The sequence below is a fragment of the Paenibacillus sp. 102 genome, from assembly GCF_039549175.1.
In the GTDB taxonomy this organism is placed as follows: Bacteria; Bacillota; Bacilli; order Bacillales; family Bacillaceae_G; genus Bacillus_A.
The window spans coordinates 19,452-38,123 of the sequence record NZ_JBCGHT010000005.1; the positions used below are offsets into that span (position 1 = coordinate 19,452).

General features: G+C 36.4%; 19 protein-coding genes and 1 pseudogene. 8 read left to right on the forward strand and 12 right to left on the reverse strand.

From position 1 onward, the window contains the following. Positions 1-93 precede the first annotated feature (93 nt). Positions 94-837, forward strand: a complete 744-nt coding sequence (locus AAIE21_RS13985; protein ID WP_343267339.1) for a DUF3298 and DUF4163 domain-containing protein — start codon at positions 94-96, stop codon at positions 835-837. Between the two features lie 50 nt (positions 838-887). Then, complete coding sequence (locus AAIE21_RS13990) at positions 888-1,475, forward strand: biotin transporter BioY (RefSeq protein ID WP_343267340.1); 588 nt, start codon at positions 888-890, stop codon at positions 1,473-1,475. Between the two features lie 245 nt (positions 1,476-1,720). Here the strand turns inward: AAIE21_RS13990 and galU are convergent, their stop codons facing one another. Further along, positions 1,721-2,608, reverse strand: a complete 888-nt coding sequence (gene galU / locus AAIE21_RS13995; protein WP_343267341.1) for a UTP--glucose-1-phosphate uridylyltransferase GalU — start codon at positions 2,606-2,608, stop codon at positions 1,721-1,723. Between the two features lie 213 nt (positions 2,609-2,821). Continuing rightward, positions 2,822-4,546 (reverse strand): phospho-sugar mutase, encoded by a 1,725-nt coding sequence (locus AAIE21_RS14000; protein ID WP_343267342.1) that lies wholly within the window; start codon positions 4,544-4,546, stop codon positions 2,822-2,824. 335 nt (positions 4,547-4,881) lie between these two features. Between AAIE21_RS14000 and cdaS the strand changes: the two genes are divergently transcribed. Beyond that, on the forward strand, positions 4,882-5,487 hold the full coding sequence (gene cdaS, locus AAIE21_RS14005) for a sporulation-specific diadenylate cyclase CdaS (protein ID WP_343267343.1): 606 nt from the start codon (positions 4,882-4,884) through the stop codon (positions 5,485-5,487). Between the two features lie 40 nt (positions 5,488-5,527). On the opposite strand, the gene AAIE21_RS14010 is transcribed toward cdaS, so the two are convergent. The 5 genes from AAIE21_RS14010 to AAIE21_RS14030 form a co-directional block, all read right to left on the reverse strand. Further along, positions 5,528-7,012: a leucyl aminopeptidase gene (locus AAIE21_RS14010; protein WP_343267344.1), complete on the reverse strand. Its 1,485-nt coding sequence runs from the start codon at positions 7,010-7,012 to the stop codon at positions 5,528-5,530. A gap of 75 nt (positions 7,013-7,087) precedes the next feature. Further along, on the reverse strand, positions 7,088-7,462 hold the full coding sequence (locus AAIE21_RS14015; protein ID WP_343267345.1) for a DUF309 domain-containing protein: 375 nt from the start codon (positions 7,460-7,462) through the stop codon (positions 7,088-7,090). A gap of 262 nt (positions 7,463-7,724) precedes the next feature. Next, the gene (locus AAIE21_RS14020) at positions 7,725-8,351 is read right to left on the reverse strand and encodes a 3D domain-containing protein (protein ID WP_343267346.1); all 627 of its coding nucleotides are present in this window, start codon (positions 8,349-8,351) and stop codon (positions 7,725-7,727) included. Between the two features lie 85 nt (positions 8,352-8,436). Beyond that, positions 8,437-8,754, reverse strand: coding sequence for a YuiB family protein (locus AAIE21_RS14025; RefSeq protein WP_343267347.1), 318 nt, complete (start codon positions 8,752-8,754; stop codon positions 8,437-8,439). Continuing rightward, positions 8,751-9,257 carry an NUDIX hydrolase gene (locus AAIE21_RS14030; RefSeq protein WP_343267348.1) on the reverse strand — a complete coding sequence of 169 codons (507 nt, stop codon included), beginning with the start codon at positions 9,255-9,257 and terminating at the stop codon, positions 8,751-8,753. The genes AAIE21_RS14025 and AAIE21_RS14030 overlap by 4 nt, the downstream gene beginning before the upstream one ends. Before the next feature lie 253 nt (positions 9,258-9,510). On the opposite strand from AAIE21_RS14030, the gene AAIE21_RS14035 reads away from it, so the two are divergent. After that, on the forward strand, positions 9,511-9,945 hold the full coding sequence (locus tag AAIE21_RS14035) for a DUF5391 family protein (protein ID WP_343267349.1): 435 nt from the start codon (positions 9,511-9,513) through the stop codon (positions 9,943-9,945). Positions 9,946-10,202: 257 nt separating this feature from the next. On the opposite strand, the gene AAIE21_RS14040 is transcribed toward AAIE21_RS14035, so the two are convergent. Continuing rightward, positions 10,203-11,411, reverse strand: coding sequence for an NAD(P)/FAD-dependent oxidoreductase (locus AAIE21_RS14040; RefSeq protein WP_343267350.1), 1,209 nt, complete (start codon positions 11,409-11,411; stop codon positions 10,203-10,205). A gap of 466 nt (positions 11,412-11,877) precedes the next feature. On the opposite strand from AAIE21_RS14040, the gene AAIE21_RS14045 reads away from it, so the two are divergent. The 4 genes from AAIE21_RS14045 (at position 11,878) to AAIE21_RS14060 (ending at position 15,314) form a co-directional block, all read left to right on the forward strand. Continuing rightward, positions 11,878-12,867 (forward strand): NAD(P)/FAD-dependent oxidoreductase, encoded by a 990-nt coding sequence (locus AAIE21_RS14045; protein ID WP_343267351.1) that lies wholly within the window; start codon positions 11,878-11,880, stop codon positions 12,865-12,867. A 192-nt stretch (positions 12,868-13,059) separates the two neighbouring features. Further along, complete coding sequence (locus AAIE21_RS14050) at positions 13,060-13,308, forward strand: hypothetical protein (RefSeq protein WP_343267561.1); 249 nt, start codon at positions 13,060-13,062, stop codon at positions 13,306-13,308. A gap of 98 nt (positions 13,309-13,406) precedes the next feature. Continuing rightward, on the forward strand, positions 13,407-13,883 hold the full coding sequence (locus AAIE21_RS14055; RefSeq protein ID WP_343267352.1) for a GyrI-like domain-containing protein: 477 nt from the start codon (positions 13,407-13,409) through the stop codon (positions 13,881-13,883). A gap of 183 nt (positions 13,884-14,066) precedes the next feature. Next, entirely contained in the window at positions 14,067-15,314 is a 1,248-nt protein-coding gene (locus AAIE21_RS14060) for an MFS transporter (RefSeq protein ID WP_343267353.1), read from the forward strand. Between the two features lie 17 nt (positions 15,315-15,331). Here AAIE21_RS14060 and AAIE21_RS14065 read toward each other — a convergent pair whose 3' ends face one another. The 4 genes and pseudogenes from AAIE21_RS14065 to AAIE21_RS14080 all read right to left on the reverse strand — a co-directional run. After that, positions 15,332-16,210 (reverse strand): helix-turn-helix domain-containing protein, encoded by an 879-nt coding sequence (locus tag AAIE21_RS14065; RefSeq protein ID WP_343267354.1) that lies wholly within the window; start codon positions 16,208-16,210, stop codon positions 15,332-15,334. A 145-nt stretch (positions 16,211-16,355) separates the two neighbouring features. Beyond that, positions 16,356-17,060 carry an N-acetylmuramoyl-L-alanine amidase family protein gene (locus tag AAIE21_RS14070; RefSeq protein WP_343267355.1) on the reverse strand — a complete coding sequence of 235 codons (705 nt, stop codon included), beginning with the start codon at positions 17,058-17,060 and terminating at the stop codon, positions 16,356-16,358. A gap of 403 nt (positions 17,061-17,463) precedes the next feature. Next, entirely contained in the window at positions 17,464-18,369 is a 906-nt protein-coding gene (locus tag AAIE21_RS14075) for an N-acetylmuramoyl-L-alanine amidase family protein (protein ID WP_343267356.1), read from the reverse strand. A gap of 211 nt (positions 18,370-18,580) precedes the next feature. Beyond that, positions 18,581-18,664, reverse strand: a pseudogene (locus AAIE21_RS14080) (glucan-binding protein); the annotation flags it as partial. Positions 18,665-18,672: the final 8 nt, after the last annotated feature.

The window sequence follows — 18,672 nt, forward strand, 5'->3', positions numbered from 1 at the left end:
GCTACTTCCCCCTTTTCCTTATTTAAAAATGTATAATTTCCCCTATTTATTTTCAAACTATCCATAGCGTTTATCTAAGGAGGTTCCATCTACATGAAAAATAAATTCTGTATTCTATTACTCTTAGTCTCCTTGCTCATTATTGTACCAAATTGTACGAATGCAGCCCACCCTTCTGACCTGACAATCGATATTAAGACTGTTACGCAAAAAGGTAAGAAACCTTATTTAGAATATCAAATTAGTAGACCTTACTTTAGTAACTTTTACGATCCGGAATTTCAAAAGAAGTTGAATACATACTACAAGACAACGACAGATCGTTTTAAAACAACATTAGCAAAAGAAGCGAAAAAATACTATAAAGAAGCTCAGGAATCAGATGCTCCTTTCCACCCATATGTTGCAAATGTTGATTATAAAGTCACATTACAGCAGTCTCCCTTGCTTAGCTTATATTTAAATTATTATCAATATACGGGCGGAGCACACGGCATTTATACATGGAAAGCAAATACATTTGATTTAAAAGAAAAGAAAGTACTGCGTTTAGCTGATTTATTTCAAAAAGATAGCAACTATAAAGATATCATTCGGACAGAGGTCGTTAGACAAATTAAACAAAATGAAAGTATTTACTTTCCAGATGCAGCTGAAAAAGTGATGAGCACAAAGAAATTCAACTACTTTTTAGAACCAGATAACCTTGTCGTCTACTTCTCTTTATATGAGATCGCTCCTTATGTAAGTGGGATTCCGCAATTCCGGATTCCATACACATTACTTAGGGATTCACTAAAGCCTAACTATCAAAACATTTTAATTGACAATAAATAGATAAATTAGCTACGATAATGTTAACCTAATAACAACAGGAGGTTAACATTATGAAACAATTACGTGCTTTAGATTTAGTACTAGCTGCCATGTTTGTTGCACTCATGGCAATCGGTGCAAATATCGTATCTTGGGCACCATTTTTACAAGTAGCTGGTATTCCACTTTCTATGCAACCATTTTTCGCAATTTTAGCTGGTCTTCTTCTCGGAAGTAGACTTGGTGCTCTATCTATGACTGTATATATGCTTGTTGGAGTTGCAGGAGCACCAATTTTTGCGAATTTCAAAGCTGGGTTTGGGGCACTGTTAGATCCTACCGGTGGTTTTATTATCGCATTTATTATTGTTACTTACGTATCAGGAAAACTAGTAGAACAAAGAGAAAAGCCACAGTTCAGTACATTCGCAATTGCATCTTTTACCGGCATTATTTTAACGTATATCATTGGTACGACTTATATGTATACGGCTGTAAACTTCTGGATGGGTGGAAATATGAGTTACAAAGCAGCTTGGGCAATTATGATGTGGTTTGCGGTTAAAGATATTATCTTTACAATTATCTGCGCTATCATTGCACCTCGTATATATTATGCAGTTCGTCGTTCTGCTTATCAGCATTCTCATTCTATATAAGAACATTTTGGTATCTGCCATATAAATTACAGCTATGAAACACAAAGACTGATCTACACTCTCATTTTCTCTCTTTGTTTTCACGTGGCATGGGGCAGAAATAGGCACTGACCGCTTCTATATGGATAGCCGGATCCTCTCTTACACCTAAAAAGATAGCTTTTGTGTTGTCTTTTCAATTTGTACTTATGCTATCATAATGAAGAAAAGAGTTACTCCAACGTATGGAGTAACTCTTTTTCACATTAAGACTCTTGTTTCATTTGCTCTTCTAAAATCTTCTTCATCATAACAAGCATGTCATCTCTTAACTCTTCATGCTGAAGTGCCATTTCAATTGTCGTTTGAACAAAGCCTAATTTTTCTCCAACATCATAACGCTTTCCTTCAAAGTCATAAGCAAATACACGTTGAATTTCATTTAAGCTTTGGATTGCATCTGTTAGTTGAATTTCACCACCAGCACCGATATGCTGCTGCTCTAAGAACATAAAGATTTCAGGTGTTAAGATGTAGCGTCCCATAATCGCTAAGTTTGAAGGCGCTGTGCCTTTCGCTGGTTTCTCAACAAACTTTCGTACTTGGTAACGACGTCCTTCTTGTTCTAGCGGATCAATGATTCCATAGCGATGTGTTTCTGCTTCAGGAACTGTTTGCACACCAATAACAGAAGAAAGTGTTTTATCATATTCATCCATTAATTGACGTAAACATGGTTTTTCAGCTTGAACAATATCATCACCTAGTAAAACAGCAAATGGCTCGTCACCAATGAACTTACGCGCACACCAAACTGCATGCCCTAATCCTTTTGGCTCTTTTTGACGGATATAGTGAATATCAACCATTTTAGAAGAAGCTTGTACTTTTTCAAGCAACTCATATTTTTTCTTCTCTAATAAATTTTGTTCTAACTCGAATGCATTATCAAAATGATCTTCAATAGAGCGTTTTCCTTTACCTGTAACGATAATAATATCCTCAATTCCAGATGCCACCGCTTCTTCTACAATATATTGGATCGTTGGCTTATCTACAATTGGAAGCATTTCTTTCGGCATTGCTTTTGTTGCTGGTAAAAAACGAGTTCCTAATCCCGCAGCGGGAATAATCGCTTTTCTTACTTTTTTCATAACAAATACCCTCTTTTCTTTCTTAATTCTTACATTAATATTTCTTTACTCATATACGAAATTTACTAATCCGCCCTTAGTAATCGAAATGTTACAGAAAGTATACCACATCATTTCTTTTTCTTGCGGATTTCTTCTATACACAAGAAAAGAGGAGGTCGTTCTCCGTTCTCCCCTTTTCTCTTCCACTACTGGAAATGACGATCTATTTTATTATAAACGATTCATAACATCTTCTTTAATAGCGAGTAACTTTTGTTCACTATTTTGTAAGGAATCATCTTTTACACCGAAGTAAAACTTGATTTTCGGCTCTGTTCCAGATGGACGTAAGCAGAACCAAGAACCATCCGCTAATTGATATTTTAACACATTTGATTTCGGTAAGTGAATCTCTTCCTTGCTTCCATCTTTTAGTGATGTAATGATGCTTGCTTTATAATCCTCTACAGCGTCTACTTTTAAATCGGCTACTTCTTTTGGCGGATTTTCACGGAATGATGCCATCATTTCTTGAATTTTTTCTGCACCATCTTTTCCTTTTAATGTTAACGATACAAGGTCTTCACGGAAGAAACCGTATTTCGCAAACACTTCTAATAAACCATCGTATAACGTTTTGCCTTGTGATTTATAGTATGCTGCTACTTCACAAGCGAACAGTACAGATTGCACTGCATCTTTATCGCGGCAGAATGGACGAATTAAGTAGCCATAGCTTTCTTCATAGCCAAATTGGAATTCATATTGTCCACTTTGTTCATACTGCTTAATCTTTTCACCGATAAATTTAAATCCGGTTAACGTATCTACTGTATCTAATCCATACGCTTTCGCAATTGTACGACCGATTTCAGAAGTTACGATTGTTTTTAATACAACACCGTTTTCTGGAAGTGTACCGTTTTGTTTCTTTTGTGATAATAAATAATCAAGCATTAAAGCACCTGTTTGGTTTCCTGTTAACACTTGGTACTCACCAGCATGATTACGAACAGCTACACCAAGACGGTCTGCGTCCGGATCTGTTGCGATTAACACATCCGCACCTACTTTTTCCCCATCGCGAATCGCAAGTTCAAATGCTGCGTGCTCTTCTGGGTTTGGTGATTTTACTGTTGAGAAATTTGGATCTGGTAACTCTTGTTCTTTTACAACCGTTACATCTGTAAATCCAACTGCTTCTAAGCCACGGCGTGCTGGAATATTAGATGTTCCATGTAGTGGTGTAAAGACGATTCTTAAATCTTTCCCAACTTCTTGGACCATTTCTTTATTGATGATGACTGTTTTTAACTCTGCTAAGTATGCATCATCTACTTCTTGTCCAATGATATGTAATAAACCATTTGCTTTCAATTGCTCTACATCAGCAACTTCGACTGTTAATTCATCTTCTACTTCATTTACGTAATCAATTAACTCGTCCGCTTCTTTTGGTGGTAATTGCCCACCATCTTCTCCATACACTTTATAGCCGTTATATTCAGGTGGATTATGACTCGCCGTAAGAACGATTCCACTTACTGTATGTAAATAACGAACTGCGAAAGAAAGTACTGGTGTTGGACGTAAACTTTCAAATACATATGTCGTAATACCATGTGCGCCAAGAGTTGCCGCTACTTCCATTGCAAATTCAGGTGATTTATGACGTGAATCATACGCTACAACAACGCCGCGCTTCTTCGCTTCTGCACCTAACTTTTCAATAAAGTGCGCTAGTCCCTTTGTTGCCTTTCGAACAGTATATACATTCAAACGGTTCGTACCAGCACCAAGCTCCCCGCGCATACCACCTGTACCGAATTCTAAGTTTTTATAGAAGCTATCTTCTATTTTCTTTTCATCTTGCTGCATATTTTCTAGCTGTTCTTTTAATTCTGCATCTAATTTTGCATAGGATAGCCAGCGACTGTATTCTTGTTTCCAATCCATTTTCTAATCTCCTCTCGCATGTCATAACTACATTATATGAAAAAAACGACAAGTATCTCAATATATTTTAAAATCTAACAGGATTTTACTGTTATGATTTGCACACACTAACGATATATATATGAATCCAATTTGATTTTCTAACATATAAATTGTGGCTATGAAGAACAGAAAGAGACTTTCACTCATTTTCTCCTTCTGTTTTTACATGGCATGGGGCTAAAAAGGCACTGACCGCTTCTATCCATGGCTGGATGCTCTCGCCCATCTGAAAAGAATGGTTTGATGTTAGTTTTTATTTGGATTTATATACTTCAAACAAAAAGGTGAGAAAAATGGAAGAATGGGGATTATCTGAAGAGTTAAAAATAAAAACGAAACAAATGATTGAAGTTGTAGAGACCGAATTACGTGATATGAAGCAAACTGTTGAACAAGACGGTGAGTGTATTTTGTGTAAAATGGAAGAAATCCACCATTTGCTAAGTAATGTTCAAACACTGGCAGCTACTTATTATTTAAAGGCATATTTATCGCCCTATACATCAGGGTATGCTCCCATTACAACAGCAATTCAACATTTAGGCGATAGAAAACATGGTGCATTAATTGTTGTAGAAAGAAATGATTCACTTGATTCCCTTATTCAAACAGGAACACAACTTGAAGCGTATTTAACCGTTCCACTGCTGGAATCTATCTTTTATCCAGGTAATCCGCTTCATGACGGAGCTGTTCTCATTAAAGAAAACCATATTATTTCAGCTGCAAACATTCTCCCTCTAACGAAAAGCATAGAAATTGATTCAAAGCTAGGAACACGTCACCGAGCTGCAATTGGTTTATCAGAAAAAAGCGATGCACTCATATTAGTTGTCTCTGAAGAAACAGGTCGCACATCCTTTGCTTTAAATGGAACCTTATATACTATTTCTCTATGAAGAAAAGGCAGCGGAATTACGCTGCCTTTTCTAAAACTTCTTATTCTTCTCCAAAACGTTCAACAAGTGTCGCAAGCGTACGAACCATTGCACCTGTTGCTCCTGCTGGTCCTAAATCATGTGCACTCGTTGTATCAGAAGTTCCAGCGATATCTAAATGTACCCATGGTGTTTCTTCTGCAAACTCACCAAGGAATGTTCCAGCCATTACTGCATGACCTTCGCGGCCTGGTGAGTTATTTAAATCTGCAAATTTACTGTTACGAACACGTTCTTTATCACGCTCAAAAATCGGTAATTGCCAAATTGGTTCATCCGTTTCCATCGATGCTTCTAATACTTGTTCATATAGTACTTCATTATTTGTCATTGCACCTGTTGTATGATTTCCAAGCGCAACGATAACTCCGCCTGTTAATGTTGCAATATCAATAAGATAGTTTGCACCAAGTTTCTTCGCATACGTAATACCGTCAGCTAATGCTAAGCGGCCTTCTGCATCTGTATTTAATACTTCAATTGTTTTACCGCTCATAGATGTAATCACATCATCTGGTTTAAATGCTGTACCACTCACGACATTGTCTGTTGATGGGATAACAGCGACTACGTTTTGCTCTGGGCGAAGTTCACCGATAATTTCCATTGCACCAAGAACTGCTGCAGCGCCGCCCATATCACCTTTCATTCCTACCATGCCCTCGCGTGGTTTTAGAGAGTAACCGCCTGTATCATATGTGATCCCTTTTCCAACGAATCCGATTACATCTGTCCACTCTTCTTTTCCTTTATAAATAAGAGCAATCATTTTTGGTGGCTCTGTAGAACCTTGGTTTACTGCAAGTAATGCACCCATACCAAGCTCTTCCATTTCCTCTTTCTCAAGCACTTTATAATCCATATCGTATTTCTCAGCTAATTCAACTGCATACTCTGCAAGTGTTGTTGCTGTTAATACGTTCGGCGGCATATTTACAAGTGTACGAGCTGAATTTGTAGCACGTCCATGCACATATCCTACTGTTAATGCAGCTTCGATTTCTTTTTCATCTTCTGCTGTAATAACCGCAAAGTTTTCTAACTCGACACTTTCTTTTTTTTCCGTTTTATATGTTTGTAAATCATATGTACCTAGGCAGGATACTTCTGCTGCAATATGCGCAACATCGATTGCGTCTAACTTATCTGTTACGAAAGAATCAAGTAACATCGCAGCTTCTTGCACTTTGTCAGCTTTTAATGTTTTAAATGCTTTACTAAGTGAAGCACGTAACGTTTCTGTTGAGCATGATTCTTTTTTGCCAAGACCGACAAAATAATAACGTTTTACATTTGTTTTTCCTAAGCTATGTACTTTTGAAATGGCTTTTTTCTTTACAGAAAGCTCTTTTTCTTTTAATAAAATTTGTAATTGTCCTTCAAATGCTTTGTCTAATTCCTGTACAAAGCTACTCACTTTTTCTTCTTCAAATAAAGCAACGATGACTGCTTCATGGCTTGCTAATTCTTTTTGTACTTGAAACATGTTCAACCCCCCTAGATTTCTCTATTTTCATTATAACTGTATTTTTCCTAAAATGCGATAATTCTAACTTCTCTTTCACTTCATATATAGAATCAGCCCCGGTAATGACGGCAAATGATGTATTTGTTCGTATGGAACTTTCTCTATCTTTTCAGGTATTACTTTCCGGCACTTTTGAATAAATGCCACAACTTCGCTCACATCTAAACTCCAATACAAAGGGCAGTACGGCGTCAAATATTGCTCCGCCACTTCCATCATACTTCGGGCTCCCTTTATATTTCCATAGCTGTAATGATATTGGGCGACTACCATTTGTAATAAACCTTTTAAAAATAAGTTACTCCGCTCTTCCAACCACATTTCTTCTAATAAGTCGTGGCATGTATAATAATCTCCCTCATTATAATTCACAAAAAATTCATAGTACGCCAATGGATAGTCTTCCACTTCCCCACCCCTTTTTCTTATATATAAATCCAATTTGATTTTCTAACATATAAATTGTGCTATGAAGAACAAAAAGAGACTTTCACTCCTTTTCTCCTTCTGTTTTCACATGGCATGGGGCTAAAAAAGGCACTGACCGCTTCTATGCATGGCCGGATGCTCTCGCCCACCTAAAAAGAATGGTTTGATATTAGTGTTTTCATTTGGATTTATATATTGTGAACCAGGACAAATAAAAAAGTCTAGTGTTAATTCCACTAGACTATCTCTGTTTCAAATATTGACCGCGAAATACTTGTAACGTTTCATCTTGGTTCAGCATCGTTAACTGCTCTTCTGTTAACTTACCGTTTCCCATTTTCACTACATATACATTTACCTTTTTCTTGCCCCACTCACTATATACATCTTGAACAGTATCATAATATAAATCAAGTCTATTTCCTTTTATGGCCCCGCCTTTATCTGCTACCACACCGTATCCATAACCTGGTACAAAAAGAATGGTCCCAATTGGAAACACACGTAAGTCAGCTGCGATTGTAGAATATATATCCCTTTTTGCCTTTACACCTGAATATGTAATGCCATACTCCGGGTGTCCGGGTCTTTTACCAGTTGATTCTATCCCTGACGTATAGCCAGTTGCTGTCATTTCCATTACGCGATATTTAGACCAGTCTCTTCCCTGTTCTAACGCATTTATCACTTCTTTACTCGGAGCAACTTGTTGCTCTACTTCTGCCGCATGTACTTCTTTTACATCGCTTTCTTGATATATTTTTACAATTTCTACTATAGAAACCCCAGTGAATGCTTGCCATGTCACACATAATGCTGCTACCAGTAAACAAGTCATCATAATGCGAGTACCATAACGTTTTAACATTTTTATATTCCACACTCCTTCATCGTTCATCATTCCCTATACGATAAAGAAATATGCAGAAAAAAAATCCCCAGTAAACTGGAGACTAGAACATTTGATAACCACTTTTTCGAAGCTTTTTTATAACAACTCCTGCTAAAACGGCCCCAATTAACCCTGTCGATAAGATAAAAAGATCTGCTTGTCCAAGATGCGAGGCACTTGTTCCAAATGAGGAAAATGTTTCTTTCGGTTTTGAAAAGTAGTCCCAGACACTTGCTTTATTAATAATCAGCATACAAACAATCGGATAAATGATAACCATCACCCAAGTAGCACGTAAAATCATGTTAAGCAAAAATCCAATTCCAAAAAACAAAATAAAAAACAACATCATTGAAATAAGTAGTACCGGTATACTCAATTGTTCCCCATCTCCTTCTCTCCCGCCGTAAACACATGATACGCTGTATATCCAAATTGCTCTCCTGGATTTAGTGTCGTATTCACCCCAAGAATTGGTCCTGTATTCCCTTCTAATAAATATCGAATTAATATAGAAGTATTTTGATCATATGCAATATCTTTCGGATCTAAAAATGCGACTTCTGACAATTCCTCCTCTTGAACAGTAACCTCTTCTCCTTCTGGTTCCAATAGAAAAATAATCATGTTATCACTAATTTCATCACGAATGACACCAGAGCGAATACCAATCACTCCTTTTACATGTGCAGTAACGCCTGTCTCTTCCAAAACTTCACGTTTTACAGCTTCATCAATGGTTTCACCTTCATTGACAAAGCCCGCTGGTAATGACCATTTCCCTTTTAATCCGCTATATTTTTTCTTAACGAAGAGCCATCTCCCATCTTTTGTCGCTACTAGCCCGCTTACAGCTAGCCAAACTTTCCCACGCTTCCCCATGATGCAAAACCCCTTCCGATTAAACGAACAGAATATTCATTCTTTTCTATGTATTATACTATATTTTTCAGTGAGAATAATATAATCTTCCTTGTTCCTCAGTTACTACGTTTCTTTCTATCCTTCTATACATTCCATATATTTGATATAATGTTAATATAGGGAATTTAATCACTTATAAAAGGGTCTCGAATCACTTCAAAATTCTTCCTTGACATCACACTTATTCATTGCGAAAGGAGTAAAAAGCAAAATGAGAAATCAATCAAAAAAATCCAGTATTGTATTTGTAACATTAATTTCCGCATTCTTCTTCTGCGCTGTCTTAGTTGTTCCTTCGCTTTCACCACTTGCTGATTTTGGACCTAATGCAAATAAATTTAACTCTTTAGGCATGTGGAAATCAATCGGCACGATTCTACTATTTTATAGCGTACCTCTACTTCTTTATATCGCAGGAGTGAATGCAATGCGATTCATTATGGCTATTCTTTGCGGTATAGGGATATTCATAAATCTTGTGATACTTGCAGTCGTATGTATTATAATGCTCGCAAGTGACTATAACGCCTCCTCTTTCTTAGGAGTCATCATTGTTTGCACAGCGGTAATAATCACAAACATCATTTGGTTTTTTGTTGCTTTTCGCTCAAAAAGAACTTCTACTTATACACTGAATGTACGATGAAATAGAAATTCAAGAAAATCTTGTATTACACAAAAAGCAGAAACGACTCCTAGCCGTTTCTGCTTTTTTCTACTATATATATCTTTTGATTTTCCAACATATAAAACACAGATGTGAAAATAAAAGTGGATCTCCACTCCTTTACTCCCTTTGTTTTAACATGGCATGGGGCTGAAAAAGGATCTGACCGCTTCTACGCATGGCTGGATGCTCTCTTCCATCAAAAAAGAAAGTTTTTTTCCATTTGTATTTATATATTAAAAGAACTTCAATTTACCTTTTTTAAGAACTAATAAAGGTCCACCAAGTAAGAATAGGTAACGGTTATCGATTACTTTCTTCATGAAGGAAGCTTTCCAACCCGTTAACTTTTTACCCATAACAACACCCATTGCATCATCATGTCCTAATGAACATACAGAACCTTTGTTATCGAACACGAATTTCTTCATTTCACCTTTATCGCGAATTAACACAGATAAGTTATGTGCGATATTGTAACCTTGTTGAATTGCAATTTGTGCTGTTGGTGGGTATGGACGATTAATCTCTTCATTAATGATTAACGCTGCGTCACCAACCATGAATACATCTTCATGACCTGGAGCATGCATATACTCATCAACTTTTACACGTCCACGCATTGCTTCAAAACCAGACTCTTCCACAATACCGTTACCGCGAACACCAGCAGCCCAAACAACAGTTTCAGATTTAAGTAATTCTACATCGTCACCGTTTGCAACTAAAATCCCTTCTTCAGTTGCTTCTTTAATTGCTGTACCAATGCGGAATTCTACACCTTTTTTCTCTAACTGTTTTACAGCGTACTCAACTAATTCTGGATCGAAACCAGGAAGTGCAGACGGAGCAGCTTCTACACAAATGATACGTGCTTTTTCACGTGGAACATCGTACTCTTTGCAAAGTTCAGGAATACGGTTTGCAAGCTCACCTACATACTCGATACCTGTAAATCCTGCACCACCAACAACGATTGTTACTAACTCATCGCGTTTTTCAGTCGCATATTGAGAGAACTTGTATTCCATATGCTCACGAATTTGGCGCGTTGCATTAATGTTAGTAATAGAGAATGCATGCTCTTTCAATCCTTTAATACCAAATGTTTCAGATTCGAAGCCAAGACCGATTACTAAGTAATCATACTCTAACTCAGCATTTTTTAAGATAACGCGTTTTTCAGCTGCTTTAATTTCTACAACTGTATCTTGCACAAAGTTTACTTTATTTGTATCAATAACGTCTTGAATGTCGAGACGGATTTTATCATGATGTAATGTGCCAGCTGCACTTTCATGTAACCAAGTTGCTTGGTAGTGATAGCTGTTGTTGTTTACTAACGTAATTTCAGCTTCACTTACAGATAATGTTTTTTGCAGACGAACAGTCGTAATCATCCCGCCATAACCTGCACCTAAAACTACGATTTTTGGAGTTTTCACTCAATCACAACCCTTTTCTTTATATAATAGTAATGAAAAATAAGACCAAAGTGTTAAACACTTACTTTGTCAAGAATGTGGAATTCCTCACATTCTCAAGCATAACAAAACGTATTCAAAAAATCTTACGAAATTTGTCATAAAAAATTAACATAATACTTTCCTATATTAGTCGGTTTCATTTCATAATTCAAGCACCTAGCGAATTATCAATATTTTAAAATAACATAGCGTTTTCAAGGGTTTTCCAACCTTTTTTTCATGTATTTTCCTAGTTGGTATATTTTATACATTTTTAACTTAACTATGCACAAGCTTACATATAATTCAGTCATTTCTTGCAGTATTCTAAACTAAAATATGATATCATTTATTGTAAAGTGTAACCTTATTTGCAGGATTTCCGTATACATATGAACAATATATGGAATCAATATCAAAATTCCATCTAGAGGGGGAATAAATAGTGACAGAAAATCAAAAAGTTTACGACATAACGATTATCGGTGGAGGTCCAACTGGATTATTCACAGCGTTTTATGGCGGAATGAGACAGGCCAGTGTAAAAATTATTGAAAGCTTACCGCAGCTTGGAGGACAATTATCCGCACTATACCCTGAAAAATATATTTACGACGTAGCCGGATTCCCGAAAGTACGCGCGCAAGAACTTGTTGATAATTTAAAGGAACAAATGAAAAAGTTTGGACCGACTGTTTGCTTAGAAGAAGCAGTTGATACCCTTGAAAAGCAAGCGGATGGCGTATTTAAGCTTGTAACAAATAAAGAAACACACTATTCTAAGTCTGTTGTTATTACAGCTGGTAACGGAGCTTTCCAACCACGCCGTTTAGAATTAGAAGGTGTAGAAAAATTCGAGAAGAAAAATCTACACTATTTCGTTGATGATATGAATAAATTCGCTGGGAAACGTGTCATTGTATTTGGTGGCGGCGACTCTGCAGTGGACTGGACAATGATGTTAGAGCCTATCGCTGAACAAGTAACCATCGTTCATCGCCGTGATAAATTCCGTGCTCATGAGCACAGCGTAGAAAACTTAATGAACTCTCGCGCAGATGTAAAAACACCTTACGTTCCAGTCGAATTAATTGGCGAAGACAAAATCGAACAAGTTGTATTGCAGCATGTAAAAACGGAAGAAAAAGTTGTGATTGACGTTGATGATGTCATCGTAAACTATGGCTTTGTTTCTTCTCTTGGTCCAATTAAAAACTGGGGCTTAGACATTCAAAAGAATAGCATCGTTGTAAACTCTAAAATGGAAACAAACATCCCTGGTATTTACGCAGCTGGTGATATTTGTACATATGAAGGAAAAGTAAAACTGATTGCATGTGGATTTGGTGAAGCACCAACAGCAGTAAACAATGCAAAAGCTTACTTCGATCCAAACGCAAAACTGCAACCAATGCATAGTTCTAGTATGTTTTAATTTATAAATGAAGCGGACTCCTTTCGTATGAAAGGGGTCTTTTTTAATAAATCCTCTCCCCCTCTTTAAGAGAAACTACAACACAAATAAAAAAATCTTCTTACTTTCAAGGAAACAAGTAACAAAGGTTAAATGATAATAGGATAGTTATGGATAAATCATCCCTTTTAGAAAGGTGCTTTTGATATGGATATTAGATGGAAAAGTGAAGATGTTATTTTTGACACACTAAGGGAATCTGAAGTATGGGCTGACTCGATCGCAAACGAAATATGCGGAAGAACAATTGACGGGTATATAACACCCGACTATAAGATTGCTTACGCTCTGTCATTTTTCTTAGCTTCTGTTCCTAATTTCATCGTTCACACAGAAGAAACGGTAATTACAGATTCATTTGTTTATAAGGTTTGGGTGACCGATTTAACACACGCAGAGTAAAAAAACATCTAAATGGAAATCTCCCTTCCCTCCATCTGTATAATTATGGTATAATAAAAACAGAACTCACGTTCTTATATTGAAGGGGGAATATTAACATGAATGAACCTAAGATTGTAAAAAAAGAAGCTTTCCAAGCCATCGGTATTTCTATCATAACAAATAATGAAATGGAAACATCAGCTGAAGGAAAGATTCCTCACCTATGGAACCACTACTATCAAGATCAAGTCATGAATCAAATTCCTAATAAAAACGCTCAAACAACACTAGCATTGTATTCAAATTACGAGTCCGATGAAACCGGAACATATACATATACAATTGGTATGCCAGTCTCTTCACTAGACACAATCCCTGAAAATATGAAATCTCTGACAATACCTACTCAGACATATGCAGTATTTACAACACGTAAAGGTCCTGTATCAGAAATCGTATACGAAACATGGCAAGATATTTGGAACTGGTCGAAAGAAAACAAACGCGCTTTTACAATTGACTTTGAGCTCTATGACGAAAGAGCAATGGATCCAAATAACGCGCAAGTTGATATCTATATTGCATTAGCCTAAACCACATAATAAGAAGGTGCTTTTCGCATCTTCTTATTTTTTTGTCTTTAAAAATCCACTGGGCAAATCTTCTATTATTGTCTACAATGAAAAAGTACAGTATAGAAATATTAAAAACTGTATAAAACGATTGTTAACAGGATTTTATATTCATTTAAAATTGTTACATAGAAAGGAAGCAATATGGAGGAACTACAACAAAACAAATCTGCTCCAGCAGAAAGCGGAACCCCTTTGTTAAAAAATACAAACTTCCTATTTCTCTGGGCAGCTACACTATTTTCAAGCTTTTCTTTAGCTTTTTTTACATTTTCTCAAACATGGTACATAGCAAAAACATTAAATCTCGAAGCTTCTCTAGGTGTTGTCTTTGTTGCGCTTAGCGTCCCAAGACTTATCTTTATGATTGTTGGGGGAGCTGTCGCAGATAAATTTCCGAAAAAGAATATTATGTTTTACTCAAATATCATTCGCGCGCTTCTTGTCGCAACGATTTTAACTTGGTTTATTGTTGGTCACGTAACATTATATACGTTTGCTTTATTTGCTTTGTTTTTCGGATTAGCTGATGCCTTCTTTTGGTCAGCAGACGGTTCCATTCTCCCGGAACTTGTGGAAAAACATCGTTTAACACAAGCGAATTCACTGACTCAAATGACAAACCAAGCATCAGTAATTTTAGGACCTGTACTTGGCGGAATCCTCATTAAGTTTAGTAATTATGAGACCATCTTTACCATCACCATCCTGCTCCTAATTGCTGCTGCTATACTCGTCCAAAAAATTCAATCTACCGTGCAAGTAGAGCATGATAAAGATAAAGGAATGTTTACGTCTATTAAAGAAGGGATTTTGTATGTAAAGGAATCACCTTTTCTTTCAACATTCCTCATCTGTAGTGCCTTTCTAAATCTATTTTTAATCGGCCCGATGCAAGTCGGTTTCCCGTTATTTGTAAAAAATGTTCTTCATGGTGACTCGCTTCAATTTAGTTATTTAGAAGCCGCTGTTGGCGCAGGAATGGGAATTGGAGCTGTCATCGTTGGTCTGAAAAACATCAATCGACGACGCGGCTTATTCTGCATCATTATGATGCTCTTATCTGGCGTTTTCTTCTTATCGATTAACTTCAGTACAGCACTTTGGCAAGCATTATTAGCGGGTGCCTTCTACGGCATTACAATTGCCATGGCCATCGTTCCATTAATGGCAATGATTCAATCTACTGTCAAAGAAGAAATGATGGGCCGTGTCATGAGCTTACTGATGCTATCATCTATGGGCTTCATCCCGCTTTCCTATGCATTCACATCACTCGCACTTGCAGCTGGCATTCCGATTGTGACGATTATGAAAAGCGGTGCTATCGCTGTTATTGTCTTTGTATTATTTGTGGCAATTCGCGTTCCTGTTGTACGAAAATTCGATTGATTGAAAGGAGTCATGTATTATACGCATGACTCTTTTTTAAATGGATCAAATAAAGTCACCTTCGTGCTCCTTCTTATAGCCGCTCCCCATTCTAACCCAATATCTAAAAATAACGCTCGCATCGTACTATACAAAAGAGCCTTAACATCTTTACGGATTTCCCCCAATTTATACGCCCTGACAACACTTTTCACACGCCAGATGAGCTTTTCTTGAATATCTTCATCAACAATTAGCTGTTCCAAAAATACACCTTGTTCTAGTAAACCACTGTTTTTATAAGCAAGTTTCACCTTACTCCACAGCACATTAATTGTTTGTGGATTTCGTGACATCGGTACAATCGCATGCACAAACTGGGCTGGAATATCATGGCGACAATATGTTTCATCGAGCTCATACGTTATTCTGTTCTTTTCTATTTGAGAAGAGTTTTTATAATAAATCGTTTCCCTTTCTTCTCGCACCTCTTCCTTCTTACACTCTTCTACCTTTCTCGCTTTTTCACATGCGGTCATTTCCATACGGTCATCCATGCGGTCAATTGCACCTTTACAAAAAACATACAAGTTTGCACTATATCCTCCGCGCTTATATCTTTCTTTCGTAGGAATCCGCTCAATAATCCCGAGTTCCTCCAGTTTTGCAACAGAGCGCCGCACCGTACGAATGCTTTTCCCTATCTTAGCCGCAATCGTCGCCATTAACGGACAAGCAACTCCAACTGTTTTTTGCTTTTCATTTACTGCATATCTTCCTAAAAACTGAATCACTAAAAAATCTGTTTTATTTATATTCTCTTTATAACGCACTAAAATTTGCTTTTGGTATGTATTAAATTCTTCTCTACTTTGAAATTCGCTATATGTTTTCATTAAATGATAGAAAGCTCCCATTTTTATCACCCCATATATAAATAGGTGCGATAAAGCAGAATGGGCGATTTTTTAATTTAATAATTTAAAAAGCGTAAAACATAAAAACAGGTCGCACTACATCATGCGACCTGTCTTACTTAACAATAAAGGCTATTGTTTACAATTAACCAACCCAAACACCATTATTATTAAACTTGTAATATTTACCATCAATCCATTTTGTTCCTGTTACCATCGTACCAAAAGAATCAAGGTAGTACCATTTTCCATCAAGTTTTAACCAACCTTTGTATTCAGATCCATTGCTGTTATAGTAGTGCCAGAAATCACCGATTTTTTGCCAACCTGTTTGCATTGCCCCGCTGCTATCAAAATAGTAATATGTATTATTGATATAACGTTTTCCTGTTTCCATAATTCCGTATGATCCAAGATAATACCATTTTCCTCCATTAGATAACCAGCCTGTTTGTTTTGCACCATTATTATTTAAGAAATACCAAGATCCTTTAATTTGCACCCAACCTGTGTGCATTGCTCCCGTGCTTTCATTGAGATAGTAATATGTATATTGCCCGGTATTTTTATCTTGTATTGGCATCCACCCTGTTTGCATAACTCCAAAAGGGCTAAGGTAGTACCATTTACCACCAGTGGATAACCAACCTGTTATCTTCTTACCATTCTTATCATAGTAATACCAGTTTCCATTTTGTTTTACCCATCCCTTAGCTTGGCTAGCCTGACTTACACTTGTAACTTTAGGAGCAGCAGTATTATGTTGAATAGCCTTATCTCCTTCTGCATGTGCTGCTGTCGGAATTAATAGTGCAGTAGAAAGTAAAGAAGTAATAATAGTCTTTTTCATTAATTTTTCCCCTTTTCAGAAAATTGGTAGTTTATACTATTTTACCAATTTTATCAAAAAAATAAATGTTTTTTTACAATATATATACAAATAAATTGTACGATAATTAAAGAATTAGTAGCAGCGACACCATGATGGCATGCTAGAAAATATAAAAGCATACAAGTTTATCCCGCAGTAACGGGCAGTAATACTGCCCGTTACTGCCCGACTGGTGAAGGCTAATAATCAGTGGGGGATGAAGAAAACCCTACTGATTATTAGCCTTCACTTTATATTTACAATGATTGCACAACATAGATTGTTATAAAGTGAAGCTTCCACTTCATATAAATGTCATCTTTAAGGTGATATTTTCATTGGCAGAATCTTTTATTGCAAAATAAAGACTATTTTTTTACAATTAGCCAATCCAAACACCGTTATCATTGAAATAGTAATATTTACTATCAATCCATTGCTTGCCTGTTACCATATCACCAAAATAATCAAGGTAGTACCAGCTTCCGTTAAGTTTTAACCAGCCTTTGTGTTCAGATCCATTACCATTAAAGTAGTGCCAATAATTACCGATTTTTTGCCAACCTGTTTGCATTGCTCCACCATTATCCAAATAGTAATATTTGCCATCAACCCATCGCTTACCTGTTTCCATTATTCCAGAATCACCAAGAGAATACCATTTTCCTCCTGTAAATAACCAACCTGTTTGTTTTGCTCCACTATCATTTAAGAAATACCAAGAACCGCTAATTTGCACCCAACCTGTTTGCATTGCTCCAGTGTTTTCATTTAGATAGTAATATGTATATTTTCCTGTGTTTTTATCTTGAATGGGAACCCAGCCCGTTTGCATTATTCCGGAAGAGCTAAGGTAGTACCATTTCCCTCCAATTGATAACCAATCTGTTTGTTTTGCTCCACTATCATTTAAGAAATACCAAGATCCATATTCTTGAACCCAACCTGTTTGCATTGCTCCACTGCTTTTATCAAGATAATAATATGTATATTTTCCTGTGTTTTTATCTTGAATGGCAAGCCAACCTGTTTGCATAATTCCAGAAGAGCTAAAGTGGTACCATTTACCACCAGTAGATAACCAGCCTGTTACCTTTCTACCGTTTTGGTCATAATAATACCAGTTTCCATATTCTTGTACCCATCCTCTAGCTTGGCTAGCCTTACTTACATTGGTAACTTTAGAAACAGCTGTAGGATTTTGTGGTGCCTTATTCTCTTCTGCATGAGCAATTGCTGGAATTAATAGTGCCGTAGAAAGTAAAGATGTAATAATTATTTTTTTCATTATTTTTCCCCTTTTCCCAAAAAATAGTATATATTATTTTACCAATTACATACAAAAAATTAAATATTTTTTTGCAATATATATTCAAATAGTTTATAAGATATTATTTAGCTAGTAACAGTGACACTATGATGAACTAAATGAGCAAAAAATAAAACAGGTCGCATTCAATCATGCGACCTGCTTTACCAATACAGACTATTACTTGTAATTAACCAATCCAAACACCATTATCATTAAAATAATAATATTTATCATCAATCCATTTCTGGTCTGTTACCATCTCACCATAAGAATCAAGAT

Coding starts and splice junctions, on each gene's coding strand:
- AAIE21_RS13990 (WP_343267340.1), top strand. CDS start 888: ATGAAACAATTACGTGCTTTAGATTTAGTACTAGCTGCCATGTTTGTT.
- AAIE21_RS14030 (WP_343267348.1), bottom strand. CDS start 9,257: ATGGGGAAGCGTGGGAAAGTTTGGCTAGCTGTAAGCGGGCTAGTAGCG.
- AAIE21_RS14065 (WP_343267354.1), bottom strand. CDS start 16,210: ATGGGAGCTTTCTATCATTTAATGAAAACATATAGCGAATTTCAAAGT.
- AAIE21_RS14035 (WP_343267349.1), top strand. CDS start 9,511: ATGAGAAATCAATCAAAAAAATCCAGTATTGTATTTGTAACATTAATT.
- AAIE21_RS14010 (WP_343267344.1), bottom strand. CDS start 7,012: ATGTTTCAAGTACAAAAAGAATTAGCAAGCCATGAAGCAGTCATCGTT.
- galU (WP_343267341.1), bottom strand. CDS start 2,608: ATGAAAAAAGTAAGAAAAGCGATTATTCCCGCTGCGGGATTAGGAACT.
- AAIE21_RS14070 (WP_343267355.1), bottom strand. CDS start 17,060: ATGAAAAAGACTATTATTACTTCTTTACTTTCTACTGCACTATTAATT.
- AAIE21_RS14000 (WP_343267342.1), bottom strand. CDS start 4,546: ATGGATTGGAAACAAGAATACAGTCGCTGGCTATCCTATGCAAAATTA.
- AAIE21_RS14060 (WP_343267353.1), top strand. CDS start 14,067: ATGGAGGAACTACAACAAAACAAATCTGCTCCAGCAGAAAGCGGAACC.
- AAIE21_RS14020 (WP_343267346.1), bottom strand. CDS start 8,351: ATGTTAAAACGTTATGGTACTCGCATTATGATGACTTGTTTACTGGTA.
- AAIE21_RS14075 (WP_343267356.1), bottom strand. CDS start 18,369: ATGAAAAAAATAATTATTACATCTTTACTTTCTACGGCACTATTAATT.
- AAIE21_RS13985 (WP_343267339.1), top strand. CDS start 94: ATGAAAAATAAATTCTGTATTCTATTACTCTTAGTCTCCTTGCTCATT.
- AAIE21_RS14055 (WP_343267352.1), top strand. CDS start 13,407: ATGAATGAACCTAAGATTGTAAAAAAAGAAGCTTTCCAAGCCATCGGT.
- cdaS (WP_343267343.1), top strand. CDS start 4,882: ATGGAAGAATGGGGATTATCTGAAGAGTTAAAAATAAAAACGAAACAA.